The 14,781-nt window shown below is 64.6% G+C and carries 15 protein-coding genes; 4 read left to right on the top strand and 11 right to left on the bottom strand.

Features of this window, described 5'->3' with window-relative positions; translation table 11 throughout:
• Positions 1-158: 158 nt before the first annotated feature.
• A complete protein-coding gene (locus P6U25_RS00665; RefSeq protein WP_407149525.1) occupies positions 159-1,556 on the top strand; it encodes a flavin monoamine oxidase family protein in 1,398 nt (465 codons plus the stop codon).
• Between the two features lie 339 nt (positions 1,557-1,895).
• On the opposite strand, the gene P6U25_RS00660 is transcribed toward P6U25_RS00665, so the two are convergent.
• From P6U25_RS00660 to pheS, 5 genes are all read right to left on the bottom strand, one after another.
• On the bottom strand, positions 1,896-2,840 hold the full coding sequence (locus tag P6U25_RS00660; protein ID WP_407149524.1) for an MBL fold metallo-hydrolase: 945 nt from the start codon (positions 2,838-2,840) through the stop codon (positions 1,896-1,898).
• Positions 2,841-2,878: 38 nt separating this feature from the next.
• Positions 2,879-3,655 (bottom strand): sulfite exporter TauE/SafE family protein, encoded by a 777-nt coding sequence (locus P6U25_RS00655; RefSeq protein WP_407149523.1) that lies wholly within the window; start codon positions 3,653-3,655, stop codon positions 2,879-2,881.
• 258 nt (positions 3,656-3,913) lie between these two features.
• Positions 3,914-6,322 carry a phenylalanine--tRNA ligase subunit beta gene (pheT, locus tag P6U25_RS00650; protein ID WP_407149522.1) on the bottom strand — a complete coding sequence of 803 codons (2,409 nt, stop codon included), beginning with the start codon at positions 6,320-6,322 and terminating at the stop codon, positions 3,914-3,916.
• Positions 6,319-6,789 carry an endonuclease domain-containing protein gene (locus tag P6U25_RS00645; RefSeq protein ID WP_407149521.1) on the bottom strand — a complete coding sequence of 157 codons (471 nt, stop codon included), beginning with the start codon at positions 6,787-6,789 and terminating at the stop codon, positions 6,319-6,321. Before P6U25_RS00645 ends, pheT begins: the two co-directional genes overlap by 4 nt.
• A gap of 86 nt (positions 6,790-6,875) precedes the next feature.
• Positions 6,876-7,958, bottom strand: coding sequence for a phenylalanine--tRNA ligase subunit alpha (pheS, locus tag P6U25_RS00640; protein ID WP_407149520.1), 1,083 nt, complete (start codon positions 7,956-7,958; stop codon positions 6,876-6,878).
• A gap of 208 nt (positions 7,959-8,166) precedes the next feature.
• Here pheS and P6U25_RS00635 point away from each other — a divergent pair, with 208 nt between their 5' ends.
• A complete protein-coding gene (locus tag P6U25_RS00635) occupies positions 8,167-8,580 on the top strand; it encodes a hypothetical protein (RefSeq protein ID WP_407149519.1) in 414 nt (137 codons plus the stop codon).
• A gap of 2 nt (positions 8,581-8,582) precedes the next feature.
• Here P6U25_RS00635 and rplT read toward each other — a convergent pair whose 3' ends face one another.
• The 3 genes from rplT to infC form a co-directional block, all read right to left on the bottom strand.
• A complete protein-coding gene (gene rplT, locus P6U25_RS00630; RefSeq protein WP_407149518.1) occupies positions 8,583-8,942 on the bottom strand; it encodes a 50S ribosomal protein L20 in 360 nt (119 codons plus the stop codon).
• Between the two features lie 75 nt (positions 8,943-9,017).
• Complete coding sequence (gene rpmI, locus P6U25_RS00625; protein ID WP_008961613.1) at positions 9,018-9,218, bottom strand: 50S ribosomal protein L35; 201 nt, start codon at positions 9,216-9,218, stop codon at positions 9,018-9,020.
• Positions 9,219-9,699: 481 nt separating this feature from the next.
• A complete protein-coding gene (infC, locus tag P6U25_RS00620) occupies positions 9,700-10,239 on the bottom strand; it encodes a translation initiation factor IF-3 (protein ID WP_407152714.1) in 540 nt (179 codons plus the stop codon).
• A 228-nt stretch (positions 10,240-10,467) separates the two neighbouring features.
• Here infC and P6U25_RS00615 point away from each other — a divergent pair, with 228 nt between their 5' ends.
• Both P6U25_RS00615 and P6U25_RS00610 read left to right on the top strand, forming a co-directional pair.
• Entirely contained in the window at positions 10,468-11,262 is a 795-nt protein-coding gene (locus P6U25_RS00615) for an alpha/beta hydrolase (protein ID WP_407149517.1), read from the top strand.
• 138 nt (positions 11,263-11,400) lie between these two features.
• Positions 11,401-11,868 (top strand): nuclear transport factor 2 family protein, encoded by a 468-nt coding sequence (locus tag P6U25_RS00610; protein ID WP_407149516.1) that lies wholly within the window; start codon positions 11,401-11,403, stop codon positions 11,866-11,868.
• A 108-nt stretch (positions 11,869-11,976) separates the two neighbouring features.
• Here P6U25_RS00610 and P6U25_RS00605 read toward each other — a convergent pair whose 3' ends face one another.
• The 3 genes from P6U25_RS00605 to P6U25_RS00595 are packed head-to-tail and all read right to left on the bottom strand — an operon-like array spanning position 11,977 to position 14,643.
• Complete coding sequence (locus tag P6U25_RS00605) at positions 11,977-12,774, bottom strand: acyl-CoA thioesterase domain-containing protein (protein ID WP_407149515.1); 798 nt, start codon at positions 12,772-12,774, stop codon at positions 11,977-11,979.
• Between the two features lie 34 nt (positions 12,775-12,808).
• Positions 12,809-14,002 (bottom strand): tRNA epoxyqueuosine(34) reductase QueG, encoded by a 1,194-nt coding sequence (gene queG, locus P6U25_RS00600; RefSeq protein ID WP_407149514.1) that lies wholly within the window; start codon positions 14,000-14,002, stop codon positions 12,809-12,811.
• On the bottom strand, positions 13,951-14,643 hold the full coding sequence (locus P6U25_RS00595; RefSeq protein ID WP_407149513.1) for a glutathione S-transferase family protein: 693 nt from the start codon (positions 14,641-14,643) through the stop codon (positions 13,951-13,953). Before P6U25_RS00595 ends, queG begins: the two co-directional genes overlap by 52 nt.
• Between the last annotated feature and the right edge of the window lie 138 nt (positions 14,644-14,781).

Below are 14,781 nucleotides of genomic sequence, written 5' to 3'. Positions count from 1 at the left end.
TTGCTGCGACATAATCATGGTCGCCAGCCGTTTCAATTTAGTTCATGCATGGCGCGGATCAATCATGATTGATTCACCATGATGGTTGCTGCGGTCGGTGAGATGCGGCACAGTTCGCGAAGCGTTCCCCTTTGCTGCAAGTCCCCGGAAACCATGCCATGACAATGACCCGCCGCGATTTCCTGTCGGCGTCCGCAGGGCTCGCAGTGGCGCCTGCGCTGGGCGGCCGGGTCCTTGCGGCGCCGCTGCCGCGCGACGCCGACATCGTCGTGATCGGCGCAGGCGCGGCGGGCATTGCCGCGGCGCGGCGGATCGTCGCCGCAAACCGCAAGGTGATCGTGCTCGAAGCCGCCGGCCGGATCGGCGGGCGCTGCCAGACCGATGCGTCGACCTTCGACGTGCCGTTCGATCGCGGTGCGCGCTGGATGCATAATCCCGAGACCAATCCGATGGTCCGGCTGGCGCGCTCTGCCGGCCTCGACATGATCACCGCGCCCGTGGGCCCGAAGATTCGCATCGGCCGGCGCTATGCCCGACCCGGCGAGACCGAGGAGTTTCTTGCAGCGCAGGTGCGCACCAACCGCGCCATCGACGATGCCGCACGCAAGGCCGATGTCGCCTGCGCTGCGGTGCTGCCGAAGGACCTTGGCGATTGGGCCGGCGCCGTGGAGTTCCTGCTTGGCCCAAGCTTCAGCGGCAAGGACCTCAAGGAGGTCTCCGTCGTCGACAAGGCCCGGGCGCAGGATCGCAATGCCGCGATCGCTTGCCGGCAGGGGCTGGGTGCGTTGGTCGCAAAGCTTGGCGAGCAGCTTCCGCTGGCGCTGTCGACCCCGGCACAGCGCATCTTGTGGAGCAATCGCGACGTGATGATCGAGACGCCCGCCGGCAAGATCACCGCGCGTGCCGCTATCATCACCGTGTCGAGCAACGTGCTCACGAGCGGCGTCATCAGGTTCGCCCCGGACATCCCGAAACGCGCGCTCGATGCCGCGGCAAAGCTCAGTCTCGGCAGCTACGATCGTATCGCGCTGCAGATGCCCGGCAATCCGCTTGGGCTGTCGCGCGACGACGCCATCATCGAGCAGAGCAATTCGACCAGGACGGCGTTGTTCTACGGCAGCATTGGCGGCTCGTCTTTGTGCACCGTCGATGTCGCGGGCTCCTTCGGACGCGATCTGTCCGCGCAGGGCGAGAAGGCGATGTCGGCCTTCGCGGTGGAATGGCTGACCAAGCTCTATGGCAGCGAAGTGGGGGCGGCCGTGAAGAAGACGGCTGTCACGCGCTGGAACGCACAGCCTTTCGTGCTCGGCGCGATGTCGGCTGCCGCGCCCGGCGCGCAGTTCGCGCGTAGGGTCCTGAGCGACCCGATCGGCTGCCTCTATCTTGCCGGCGAGGCCACGCATGAGACGCTGTGGGGCACCGTCGATGGCGCCTGGGAGAGTGGCGAGCGGGCCGCTGATGCCGCCTTGCGCCGGATCGGCGGGGCGAGGGAGACGCCACTGGAACAGCCAACACCTGCGGCAAAGCGCCGGTCGCGCCGCGCGCCGATGCGCTGAGCCGCGGCCATCAATCCAGCGCGTTCGAACGTGACAGGTAGATTTGCTGCAGCAAGCGCCGCATATCCAATGTCGTCCCGGCCTCGTGCGGTCCACCGCACACGGCCGTCGTCCCTGCGAAAGCAGGGACCCATACCCCGCGGCGGGAGTTGTAGGCCGGACTCGTCGTTCCAGCATCGTTCAACAACAACCATTCGTGGTTATGGGTCCCTGCTTTCGCAGGGACGACATCGAATTTGTTCTGGCATTGCGATCATACGTCGCAGATCACGCGTCTGCGTTCTCGCGACACGACGTGTCCGAGGTTTGTCTGTCTCCGCTCTGAACGAGAGACGACGCTCACACCGGCAGCTTCAGCTCCATCAGATCCTTCGCGACCACGATGCGGCCGGAGTAGTGCTTCTTCACGTCCCTGGCCCAGTCGTCATCGGTGACGAGCGGATCGTCGCCGGGCACGAAGTGGCTGAGCGCGAGCACCTTCACATTGGCGGCGGCGGCGATACGGCCGACATCTTCGGTCGAGGTGTGGCTGTCGAGCAGATGCTTCTTCAGCGTTGCGCCGTTCTTGGTCTTCGCAACCAAGCGATCGACCGCGGGAATGTAGAGGCACTCATGCACCAGCACGTCGGCGCCCTTGGCGAACTCGGCGAGCTTCGGATTGTAGTTGGTGTCGCTGGAGAACACGATCACGCCGTCGGGTGTCTCGAATTTGTAGGCGAAATTGTCGGTGATCGGCGGATGCGGCGTGCGGAACGCGGTGACGGCCACCTCTGGCGTCTTCAGCACCACGCCGTCTTCGGTGATGTCTTTTGCGATCAGAAGCTTACGCGGGTCGGGACGGCCCTCATCCACGATCCGCGTCTCGACGTCGAACTTGTTGAGCTCCCAATATTCCTTCGTCATCGCCTCGATGCCCTTGGGTCCGAACGAATGGATCGGCGTCGTGAGGCCGGCGGCCCAGGCGTTGTAGAACAGATTGCCGTATTCGAGATTGTGATCGGAATGGTGGTGGCTGATGAAGATGTACTTCACCGAGGGGATCGGCACGCCGGCGTTGACGAGCTGACGGCTGACGCCCATGCCGCAATCGATCACGAACGGCGTGTCGCCGACGACGACAAGATTGGCGGGATTGGAGGCGCCGATGCCGACGCGGGGCCCGCCCTTGGTGCCGAGGAAAACGATACGCGTCCGCGGCTTTGCGTTTTGCGCGCGGACGGCGGGTGCGGCCAGCACGGCGGCGCTGCCGAGCGCCAGCTTCAATGCGTTGCGGCGGTCGATCATGGGTCCCTCCCTGAATCTCATCTTCGATTGAGCCGAGCCTAGCCGCCGCGCAAAATGCCATCAAGCGCCGGCAGGCCGGCGATGACGGCGGCGGCGATCAGCGCGTAGCAGATCGCACGAAACATGGCTTCGCTCGCCTTGCCGAACAGCGACGCGCCGAACCAGACGCCGACACCGTAGACCGGACCGACGATCAGCGAGAACTTGACCGATTCGAAAGTGATGAGACCGGAGAGCCAGTAGCTGACCAGCGAGAAGAAATCGGAGGCGCCGAAGAACAGCAGGATGTTGGCGCGCGAGATCGCCGACGGGATCGGACGTCCGAGCCAGTAGCCGACGATCGGCGGACCGCCGGTCTGCGCGAGCCCGCTGCAGAAGCCGGACAGGCCGCCAATGCCGACCGACAGCGTGACGTGATCCTTGCCACGATAGCGCCAGCCGGACAGCAGCAGCACCAGCAGGGTGGTGACGAAGCAGGAGATGATCCAGCGCGTGGTGACGGGATCGAGCACGGTGAGGAAATAAGTGCCGATGGGAACGCCGACCAGCGCGCCCGCGACCATCACCGCGGTCGCTCTTCGGTCGGCATGTTTCCAGGCATTCGGCAATAGCGGCGTGGCTGCGACGAAATCGATCACGAGCAGCAGCGCCGCGACCAGCCGCGGCGCCGCGATGCTGCTCGCCAGCGGCATGAAGATCAGCGCCGAGCCGAAGCCGGAAAAGCCGCGCGCCGTGCCGGAGACGAACGCGATGGCACAGATTGCGAGCGCGACCGCGGTGCTGACGTCGGACGGGATCAGGGAGAGGGGAGTCATGGGAAGCGTGGGAAAGGAGGGTCGGCGTGAACGACGCGAGCGCTCCGATCCATCCATTCCCTCCCCCGCTTGCGGGGGAGGGTTAGGGTGGGGGCTCGCGCCACAATGGTGGCTTCAAGGTGATGCACCGTCGGCTTCTTCGCGCGTGCAATCGCTGAGGCGATCGACCTTCTTACTGAAATTCCCGTCGCGGAGAGACCCCCACCCCAACCCTCCCCCGCAAGCGGGAGAGGGGGCGAAGCGGCGCCCGCGGTTCGATTACCCCCGCAGCGTGCCGCCGGTCTTCTTGGTCACCTCGGCGACGACCTTCGCCGCGACGGCGTCGATCTCCTGATCGGTCATCGTCTTCTCGCGCGGCTGGATCGTCACGGCGATGGCGATCGACTTCTTGTCGGGATCGATGCCCTTGCCCTCATAGACGTCGAACACGGTGACAGCAGCGATCAGCTTCTTGTCGACGTTCTGTGCTGACCGCACGATGTCGCCCGCCTTGACGCTGCGATCAACGATGAAGGCGAAGTCGCGCGATACCGGCTGGAATGCCGACAGCTCGATCTGCGGCTTGGCGCGGGTCGTCCGCTGCTTGCCTTCCGGGATGCGCTCCAGGATCACCTCGAACACGATCATCGGGCCGTCGGCGCCGAGCGCCTCGGCAGCCCGCGGATGCAGTTCGCCGAAAGTGCCGAGCACGTTCTGCGGACCCATCTGGATGGTGCCGGAACGTCCCGGATGCAGCCAGGCCGGGCCGCCGGGCACGATCTGCAGCGCCTGCACCGGCGCACCGGCGGCCGCCAGCACGGCGAAGGCGTCGGCTTTGGCGTCGAACGTATCCGCAGTCGACGAGCCGGTCCAGTGGCGGCCGATGCCCTTCGCCGAGGCATAGCCGTGGCGTACGCCGGAGGCGGCGACAAACTGGTCCTCCGGACGGTCGCCGCGGAACACCTGGCCGACCTCGAACAACGCGACATCGGGATAGCCGCGATTGATGTTGGATTGCGCCGCGGCGACGAGGCCGGGCAGCAGGCTCGGCCGCATGTCGGAGAGGTCGGCCGCGATCGGGTTGGCGAGCACGAGCTCGGGCTGCCCGCCGCCGAACATCCTGGCCGCGTCGTTGGTGATGAACGACCAGGTCACGGCTTCCACCATGCCGCGCGCGGCCAGCGCACGCTTGGCGCGGCGGGTGCGGAGCTGAATCGGCGTCAGCACCGGCTTGCGCGGCTCCTCGCCGCGATCGAACGGCGTCATCGGCACCTTGTCGACGCCGACGATGCGCACGATCTCCTCGACGATGTCGGCCTTGCCGTGAACGTCGGTTCGCCAGGACGGGATCGCGATCTTCACGACCGGGCCGTTGCCGGCTAGCATGAAGCCGAGCCGGCTCAGGATCAGCTTCACCTCGACCAGCGGCACCTCGATGCCCGCGAGGCGCTTGACTTCGCTAAGAGGGAAATCGATCACGCGATCTTCGCCGAAGCGATTGCCGACCACGACGTTCTCGGACGGCGCGCCGCCGCAGAGATCCATCACCATCCTGGTCGCGAGCTCGAGCCCCGGCACCATGAAGGCCGGATCGACGCCGCGCTCGAAGCGATAGCGTGCGTCCGAATTGATGCCGAGCTTGCGGCCGCTCTGGGCGATGTTGATCTCGTTCCACAGCGCCGATTCGATCAGCACGTCGGTGGTGTTCTCATCGCAGCCCGAGGCTTCGCCGCCCATGATGCCGGCGAGCGATTCGACGCCGTGCTCGTCGGCGATCACGCACACATTGCTGTCGAGCGTATAGGTGCGGCCGTCGAGCGCGAGCAGGGTCTCGCCGTCCCTGGCGCGGCGGACGGTGAGATTGCCCTTCACCTTCTTGGCATCGAACACGTGCAGCGGACGGGCGCGGTCGTAGGTCATGAAGTTGGTGATGTCGACCAGCGCGTTGATCGGGCGCAGCCCGATCGCGGTCAGCCGCTTCTGCAACCATTCCGGCGACGGGCCGTTCTTCACCCCGCGCACCAGGCGCAGCGCGAAGCCCGGGCAGAGATCGGGATCTTTTACCGTCACCTGCACCGGACAGGGGAATTCACCCTTGATCGGCTTGATCGCGGGCTCCTTGAGCTTGCCCATGTCGGCGGCGGAGAGGTCGCGTGCGATGCCGTGCACGCCGGCGCAATCCTGCCGGTTCGGCGTCAGATTGATCTCGATGACGGGATCGCCGAGCGCGGCCCATTCGGCAAAGCCCTTGCCGATGGGAGCGTCGGCCGGCAGCTCCATGATGCCGTCGTGATCCTCAGAGATCTGCAACTCGGCCGCCGAGCACAGCATGCCGCGGCTCTCGACGCCGCGGATCGTGCCGACGCCGAGCGTGATGTTCTTGCCGGGGATGTAGGTGCCGGGCGGCGAAAACACGCTGATCAGCCCGGCACGTGCATTCGGCGCGCCGCACACCACCTGTACCGGCGCACTCCCGTCACCGGTGTCGACCATGCACACCCGCAGGCGATCCGCATTGGGATGCTGCTCGGCCGAGATCACCCGCGCGATCGTAAACGGTGCCAGTTGCTTCGCCTTGTCCTCGATGCTCTCGACCTCGAGCCCGATCATGGTGAGCCTGTCAGCAAGCTTTTCCAGCGGCTCGTCGGTCTCGAGATGATCCTTCAGCCAGGAGAGGGTGAACTTCATGGCCGCATGCCTCGATTCTTATTGGTGTTCACTGATCTATTTGGTTCGCTCTCTCCGTTCCCTCCCCCCTTGTGGGGGAGGGGCAGGGAGGGGGGTGAGCCGCTTGCTCCGACCCGAGTTGCCTCGCGGATTGCTTCCACGACGCCTTCAAGATTCGCCATCACCTGCTCATTGGTGAAGCGCAGAACGCGAAAGCCTTCGGAAGTGAAGAAAGTATCGCGGCGATGATCGGCCTTCTGACGCTCCTCGAAGTCATGAGATTCGCCATCGAGCTCGATGATGAGGTTTGCTGAGAAACAGACGAAGTCCGCGATGTAGTTTCCGATCGGCGTCTGACGGCGAAATCCGATGCCGTCCATTCGATTGGCCTTCAAGTGGCGCCAGAGCAACGTTTCGGCGCGCGTCATCGCCTGGCGAAGCCGTTTCGCCCTGTTGCGCTGACGTTCGCTGACAACTGCGTGCGGCATCCGGGGCTACCCCCCTCCCTGACCCTCCCCCACAAGGGGGGAGGGAGCGGAAGGAGTCCCCGTCGGTCTGGATCGGAGAACCGTGCTCACGAACTCAACCCTCCCGCGATCGCCGGGATGTCGAGCGGCTTGAAGCCGTAGTGGTTGAGCCAGCGGACGTCGCTGTCGAACAGTTGGCGCAAATCGGCGATGCCGTATTTCAGCATCGCGATGCGGTCGATGCCCATGCCCCAGGCGAAGCCCTGGTAGACGTCGGGATCGAGGCCGCAGGCACGCAGCACGTTCGGATGCACCATGCCGCAGCCGAGAATCTCCAGCCAGTCCTCGCCCTCGCCGAAGCGGATCTCGCCCTTGTCGCGGCGGCATTGGATGTCGACCTCGAGCGACGGCTCGGTGAACGGGAAGAACGACGGCCGGAACCGCATGTTGATGTGGTCGACCTCGAAGAACGCCTTGCAGAACTCGTGCAGGATCCATTTGAGGTGGCCGAGATGCGAGCCCTTGTCGATGACGAGGCCCTCGACCTGGTGGAATTGCGGCGTATGTGTCGCGTCCGAGTCGATGCGGTAGGTGCGGCCGGGGCAGATCACGCGGATCGGCGGCTTCTGCGTCAGCATGGTACGCACCTGCACCGGCGAGGTGTGGGTGCGCAACAGCATGCGCGAGCCGTCCTCCTTCGGATTGAAGAAGAAGGTGTCGTGCATCTCCCGCGCCGGATGACCTTCGGGGAAGTTCAGCTTGGTGAAGTTGTAGTCGTCGGTCTCGATGTCCGGCCCTTCGGCGACCGAGAATCCCATGTCGGCGAAAATGGTGGTGAGCTCGTCCCAAACCTGGGTCAGCGGATGGATGCGGCCGGCCTCGGCCGGCGCCTCGCGCAGCGGCAGCGTGACATCGATGGTCTCGGAGGCGAGGCGTGCATCGAGCGCGGCCTCTTTCAGTACGTCGCGCTTTGTTGCGAGCGCCTGCGTCACCGCATCCTTGGCAAGGTTGATGGCTGCACCTTGCGTCTTGCGCTCCTCCGGCGACATCTTGCCGAGGGTGGCGAGCAGCGCGGAGATCGAGCCCTTCTTGCCGAGGGCTGAGACGCGTACCGCCTCGAGAGCGGCTTCGTCGTTCGCCGCGGCGATCTGGTCGAGAATGGATTTTTCGAGCGTAGCGAGGTCGGACACGGTCAATTCCCTGCACTTTGGCCGGAGCATGATCTGGTCGGAAAACCGGTATCCACTTTTCCGGATCACGCCGCAAAATTCGGCTGGGTTGTCGCCGCCCGAAGGCCGTAACGTCAAGCAAAAAGCCGGTCATTTCGGGCAGATGACGGGCTGCATTGAACCCCTTCGCGCGAGGGCGGCACCAAGGGGGTAACGAGGAGACCACGCGATGTTCTTGCGATCCTGTCTGGCCGCCTTGACGGTGCTGATCGCTCTTGGCGCGGCAGGGGCCGCCACGGCGGACTGTCCGGCCAAATCGACCCAGATGGATGACATCATCGCGGCGCTGAAGGCGGCGCCGAGCTGCAATCGCGCGATGACGATCTTCGAGGCGTGCGAATACGGCGCCAGCGGAGACGTCCAGTTCGGCGCCGTGGTCGAGCAGAGGTGCGAGGCGGACTTCCTGTCCGGCCTCGGAGCGTCGCGGAAAAAGGCCTACCAGCGCGAGCTGCGCGCCTGTGATCGCAAGTACCTGAACGAATCCGGTACCATGTACATGTCGTTCACAGCGTTCTGCCGGGCGGAGGTCGCCCAGCGTTACTCGCAGAAAGCGCTGAAGACCGCGGGCCCGAAGGCCCGCTAGGATCAGGCAGCCAGCGCCGCCTTGGCCTTCTCGGCGATCGCCTGGAACGCCGCGGGCTCGTGGATCGCGAGATCCGACAGCACCTTGCGATCGACCGTGATGCCCGACTTGGAGAGACCGTTGATAAAGACGCTGTAGGTCATGCCAAACGGACGGACGGCGGCATTGATGCGCTGGATCCAGAGCGCGCGGAAGGTGCGCTTCTTGCGCTTGCGGTCGCGGAACGCGTATTGGCCGGCCTTTTCGACGGCCTGCTTGGCGATGCGAATCGTGTTCTTGCGGCGGCCGTAATAGCCCTTGGCGGCCTTGTAGACTTTCTTGTGCTTGGCGTGAGCGGTCACACCGCGTTTGACGCGAGACATGACGGAAATCCTTGAGATCTAGAAGAGGTGACGGTTCGCCGCGCCGGGCGCGGCGGGGTTCAAGCGGATGCGCGATCAGGCGTTCGGCAAGAAGTACTTCTTGACGTTGTCGCCGTCGGTCTTGAACAGCACGCGGGTGCCGCGGAGCTGACGGATCTGCTTCTTCGTCCGCTTGATCATGCCGTGGCGCTTGCCGCGCTGGGCATGCACGACTTTGCCGGTGGCAGTCACCTTGAAGCGCTTTTTGGCGCCCGATTTGGTCTTCAACTTGGGCATTTGGCTCTCCTTCAGGCCAAGCACGAAATCCGCCCCGAGGAGGCGTTCTGCCGGCTAAAATGCTCGTTAGAGCGTTGAAAGTGCTAGGATTCTTTCCGAATTGAAAGACCCTGCACGACACGTCGCCACGGCAGCCCTTGATCAGCCGGGCGGCGAAGGCCCGGCTTATGGCAGAGGATCGGCCATTTTGCAACGTTTGAAGCGGCGGAACCGGCGATAGATCGACCTATCTTCCCTTCCCCCTGAAAGGGGGAAGGACGGGATGGGGGGTCAGCCACGGGCGCCGGCGGATGCGGAGAGAAGATCCCCGCCCGCTGTGCTCTGGCGAGCAAAGCGATCTCTCCTCTTCAAGGGGAAGTTGGCAGGATTGCGCAAAGGGGCGGCCCCGGATTGCGCTTCGCTCCATCCGGGCCACGAAAATGAAACAGCCCGTCAGATCGCCTGGCGGGCCGTTCCAAACGCCGAAATCGACTGACTTGAATTAGCGCGGCGCCAGCACCATCACGACCTGGCGGCCCTCGAACTTCGCGTCCTGCTCGACCTTGGCGAACTCGGCGACGTCGGCCTTCACCTTGTCGAGAAGCTTGGTGCCGATCTCCTGGTGCGCCATTTCACGACCGCGATAGCGCAAGGTGATCTTGACCTTGTCGCCCTCCTCGAAGAAGCGCTGCATCGCGCGCATCTTCACGTCGTAATCGTGATCGTCGATCATCGGGCGGAGCTTGATCTCCTTGATCTCGACGACCTTCTGCTTCTTGCGGGCTTCGGCGGCCTTCTTCTGCGCGGAATACTTGTACTTCCCGTAGTCCATGATCTTGCAGACGGGGGGATTGGTATTCGGCGAAATCTCGACCAGATCCATCCCGGCATCCATGGCCATGCGCACGGCCACCACGGTTTCGACGGTGCCTTTGTTGACACCATCCTGATCAATTAGCTGGATCTGTGCGTTGCGGATCTCGTCATTGGTGCGCGGCCCGTCTTTGGCGACTGTCGGCGGGGCTCTATTGGGACGGCGAATGGGTAACTCTCCAAAGTTGTGAAAGGGAAGGCCGATATTTTGAAGCAAGACGCTGCAACGGGCAAGCGAACTCGCCATCTACCCGGCAAAACTGCCAATTGCGAGGCATTTTAGCCACGCCCGGCACATAAGGCCGCTGCATCTGCTCCGCAAGGCGCGGACCGCAGCCGTTGACCGATGCCGTCTGCTCATTGAAAACCAACTATCTGACACGTGAGTGACCGAACCATGAGCCAAGCCGACGCCCCCGAACAGGAACCCGCTTTTATCGAGGTCGGCGAGGGCGGTGGCCGGCGCCGGATCGCGGTGCGCGCCCGCACCGGGGGCAGTCCAGGGCTGTTCTGGCTCGGCGGTTTCAATTCCGACATGAAGGGCACCAAGGCGATCGCGCTCGATGCGTGGGCCACCGAGCACGGCCGCGGTTGCGTCAGGTTCGATTATTCCGGCCACGGCGAATCCGGGGGGCAATTCGTCGATGGCACGATCGGCCGCTGGCTCGAGGAGAGCGTCGCGGTGTTCACTGAATTCTGCCGCGGGCCGCAGGTGGTGATCGGTTCCTCGATGGGCGGCTGGATGGCGCTTCTGCTGGCGCGCGAGATCGCCCGGCGCGGCAATGAAAAGGCACAACTCGCGGGTCTCGTGCTGATCGCGCCGGCGCCGGATTTCACCGAGGAGCTGATGTGGAAGGGGTTTTCGCCCGAGATCCGCGCCGAGATCGAAACCAAGGGCGTCTGGCTCCGGCCGTCAGAATATGGCGACGGCACGCCCTATCCGATCACGCGCAATCTGATTGAGGAAGGCCGCAACCACCTGCTGCTGGGAAGCAAGATCGATGTCGGCTGCCCGGTGCGCATCCTGCAGGGCGCGCAGGATCCGGACGTGCCGTGGAAGCACGCCTTCGCGCTGGTGCACCGACTGCCGGCGGAGGACGTGGTGCTGACCATGATCCAGGACGGCGACCATCGTCTGTCGCGGCCGCAGGACATCGCGCGGATCATCGCCGCGGTGGCGGAGATCGGCTAGCGCACCGGCGTATCCCGCTGTCATCATCCGCGAAAGCGGATGATCCAGTACGCCGCGGCCTATCGATTCATTTCGAATGCTCTGGAATACTGGATGCCCGCCTGCGCGGGCATGACGAAAAGGCCGGGAGGGATGCCAATGGATACGACGACAATGCTGCGCGCGTTCTGCGGCGCGGTCGAGCAGCGCGACGGCAACGCGTTTGCAAGCCTCTTCACCGAGGACGGCGTCTATCACGACGTGTTCTACGGCGCGTTCATGGGCCACGCTGCGATCGCCGAGATGATCGACGATTGCTTCTACCGGACCGCGACCGATTTCCGCTGGGACACGCACGACCCCGTCTCTGATGGCAAGACGCTCTATGCGCGCTACACGTTCAGCTACCGATCGAGCTTGCCGGAAGCCAACGGCGCCCGCGCGATGTTCGAGGGCGTCTCGATCATGACGCTGCGCGACGGCAAGATTGCTGAATACCACGAGGTCGCCAACACCGCGCCGGCCTTCGTCGACCTGAATTTCGCGCCGGAGCGGATCGCCAAGATCGTGGCCAAGCAGGGCGCCGCGCTCAAGGCGCGGCCGGAGATGAAGCGGCATTTGGCCTGATGCCGTCATTCCGGGGCATCGCGCAGCGATGAACCCGGAATCTGGAGATTGCGGCGCGAGATTCCGGGTTCGATGCTGCGCATCGCCCCGGATTGACGATAGAGAGACTTACGGCGGCGGCGGATTGGTCATCGGCCGGCGCTGTGCCAGTGCCGCGACCGTGGAGGTGCCGATCGGTCCCTTCTCGTCGTAGAGCCAGCATTCGCCCATCGCGATGCCGTCGGTGGCGTGGTGGTTCACCACCTCGAAGCCGATCCACCGCGTCACCGGCAGGCGATGCAGATAGATCGTGACGTCGCTGTTGATGTAGCCGAGCCCCTGGTCGCCGGCATTGGCGAATGGGCTGGCGAAATCCGCGCCCGTGGCGACATGGACGAACGGCGTCATCGGCACGCCCTCGACCAGTTCGCGCACTTCGCTCATCCACAGCCGGCGCGCACCGAGCGAACCCATATGGCCTGTGATCGGGCGGGTTTCCCATTTGCCGTTCATGCCGAGCCGCGGATCGGTCGGCTTCGGAATGTCCGACGGTGCCGGCACCTCCCAGTTCGGCGGCGACCAGACGTTGCCGGGCGCATTTTCGGTTCTGCGCAACAACTGGCAGGAAGCACACGCCATGCTGGTGCCGCCGGAGACAAATTCGGCCTCGATCACCTTGATGCGCAGGCCGTCGCGCACCAGCCTTGTCGTCACCTCGATCGGTGTCGTGATGTTGGGCAGCCGGAACATGTCGACGGTCAACCGCGCCGGCACGAAATCATCGGAGCCGTGGCGCTCCTCGATGACGAAAGCGAGCAGGCCGATCACGACGCGGCCGTGCAGGGATTCCGGACTCCACGGTCCGTTCGCAACTGATGTCGGCATGAAGCCGGCACCGTACCTGGTGAAGAAGGGCTGGTTTGTCATGGCGCGCGACCATGACGGGAACGGCGCGATGAAATCAAGAGGCAGCGCGAGCCGCACGCCACTCCTGCTGCACAGTGACGTCGGGCTCGCCGCCGGCACGTGATGCCAGTGCCGCGAACTCGTCCCGCGCGATCAGTTGCGACAACGCCCACACCGCCGCGCCGCGCACCAGCGGGCTTGCATCGTCGAGCAGTCGTCTCGCCTCCTCGGCCAGCGCAGCTTCGCCGGAATTGCCGATCGCGATCAGCACATTGCGGATGAAGCGGTCGCGGCCGATGCGCTTGACCGGCGATTTCGCAAACAGCGCCCGGAAGGCGGCATCGTCGAGCCGCGCGAGATCGGCAAGCTTTGCCGCGCGCAGCGCATCACGAGCGGCGAGCTTCTGTTCGCGGCCGGCTTGCGCGAACTTGTTCCACGGACACACGGCGAGGCAATCGTCGCAGCCATAGATGCGGTTGCCGATGCTCTTGCGGAATTCGTGCGGGATCGGCCCCTTGTTCTCGATGGTGAGATACGAGATGCAGCGCCGCGCATCGAGCTTGTAGGGAGCCGGAAACGCCGCGGTCGGGCAGATGTCCTGGCAGGCGCGGCAACTGCCGCAATGATCGGTGTCGGGCTCGTCGCGCGGCAGCTCGGTGGCGGAATAGATCGCGCCCAGAAACAGCCACGAGCCGAATTGGCGCGAGACGAGATTGGTGTGCTTGCCCTGCCAGCCGATCCCGGCGGCCTGCGCCAACGGCTTCTCCATCACGGCGGCGGTGTCGATGAACACCTTCACCTCGTCGCCGGTCTCGGCGGCGAGCCATCGCGCCAGCGTTTTCAGGCGCTTCTTGATCACGTCGTGATAGTCGTCGCCTTGCGCATAGACCGAGATCGCGCCGCGGTTGCGGCGCTCGAGAATCTTCAGCGGGTCCTCGTCGGGTCCATAGTTGACGCCGAGCATGATGATCGAGCGCACGCCGGGCCACAGCCCGCGCGGATCGGTGCGGCGCGCAGGATTGGCGGCGAGCCAGTCCATGTCGCCATGGCTGCCATCTTCGAGGAATGCGAGGAAATGCTTGCCGGCCGATGCGATCGCATCGGGACCGGTGATGCCGATGCCGTCGAAGCCGAGCGCACGCGCCTCGCGCGTCAGCGCCGCCTTCAGATCATCAGGAGAAAGCCTGATCGCCGGGTTCAGAAGTCGAGGTCCACATAGGTGCGCGACGCCGGCACCCCCGCCAGCCATTCGCTGAGCAGCGGGCGGAACGACGGGCGGGATTTCACCCGCGCGTACCACGACTTTGCAGCGTCGTCCTCGCTCCATGGCACGTCGCCCAGATAGTCGATCGCCGAAAGATGCGCTGCGGCGGCGAGATCCGCGTAAGTCAGCCGGTCGCCGGCGAGATAGTTCCGCGTCTTGGCGAGCCAGCCGATATAGCTCAGATGATAACGCACATTGACCTTGGCCGCGCGCATGATGTCGGGGGCCGGCGGACCGCCGCCATTGTCCTCGCTCATGAACCGCTTGTAGATGCGCTCGGTCACCAGCGGGTTGGAAGCTTCCTCGAAGAACTTCTCGTTGAACCACGCCATCAGCCGGCGCACCTCGACACGCTCGGCCGTCGATGTCGGCAACAGCCGCCGCTCGCCGGCCTTGAGGCCGTGCGCCTCGTCGACATATTCGGCGATGATCGCAGCGCCCGGAACCGGCGGAAAGCCCTCGGCGATCAGCACCGGCGTGGTCGCCGCCGGATTGAGCGCAAGGAATGCTTCGCGCCGCTCCCACACCCGCTCCTCCACGAGGCGCAGGTCGAGGCCGTACTCGCCGAGCACGAGGCGGATGAAGCGCGAGTGCGGACAGAACGGATGGTGATACAGCGTGTACATGCAGTCCCTGGTAGTGTCGCGGCGCTTAAGAAACCATCAACCTGTGTGACCTGAACTTAAGGGGCTTGGCCGAACCAACCTCGATCATCTGTATGTCGCGTCATCACGCGAGCCGGTAGCCAGGCCCGCGGAGGGGGC

The sequence above is a fragment of the Bradyrhizobium sp. ORS 86 genome, from assembly GCF_045571475.1.
Lineage (GTDB): Bacteria > Pseudomonadota > Alphaproteobacteria > Rhizobiales > Xanthobacteraceae > Bradyrhizobium.
The sequence above is the reverse complement of the archived record's forward strand: the minus strand, read 5'-3'. Positions and strand labels throughout refer to the sequence as shown.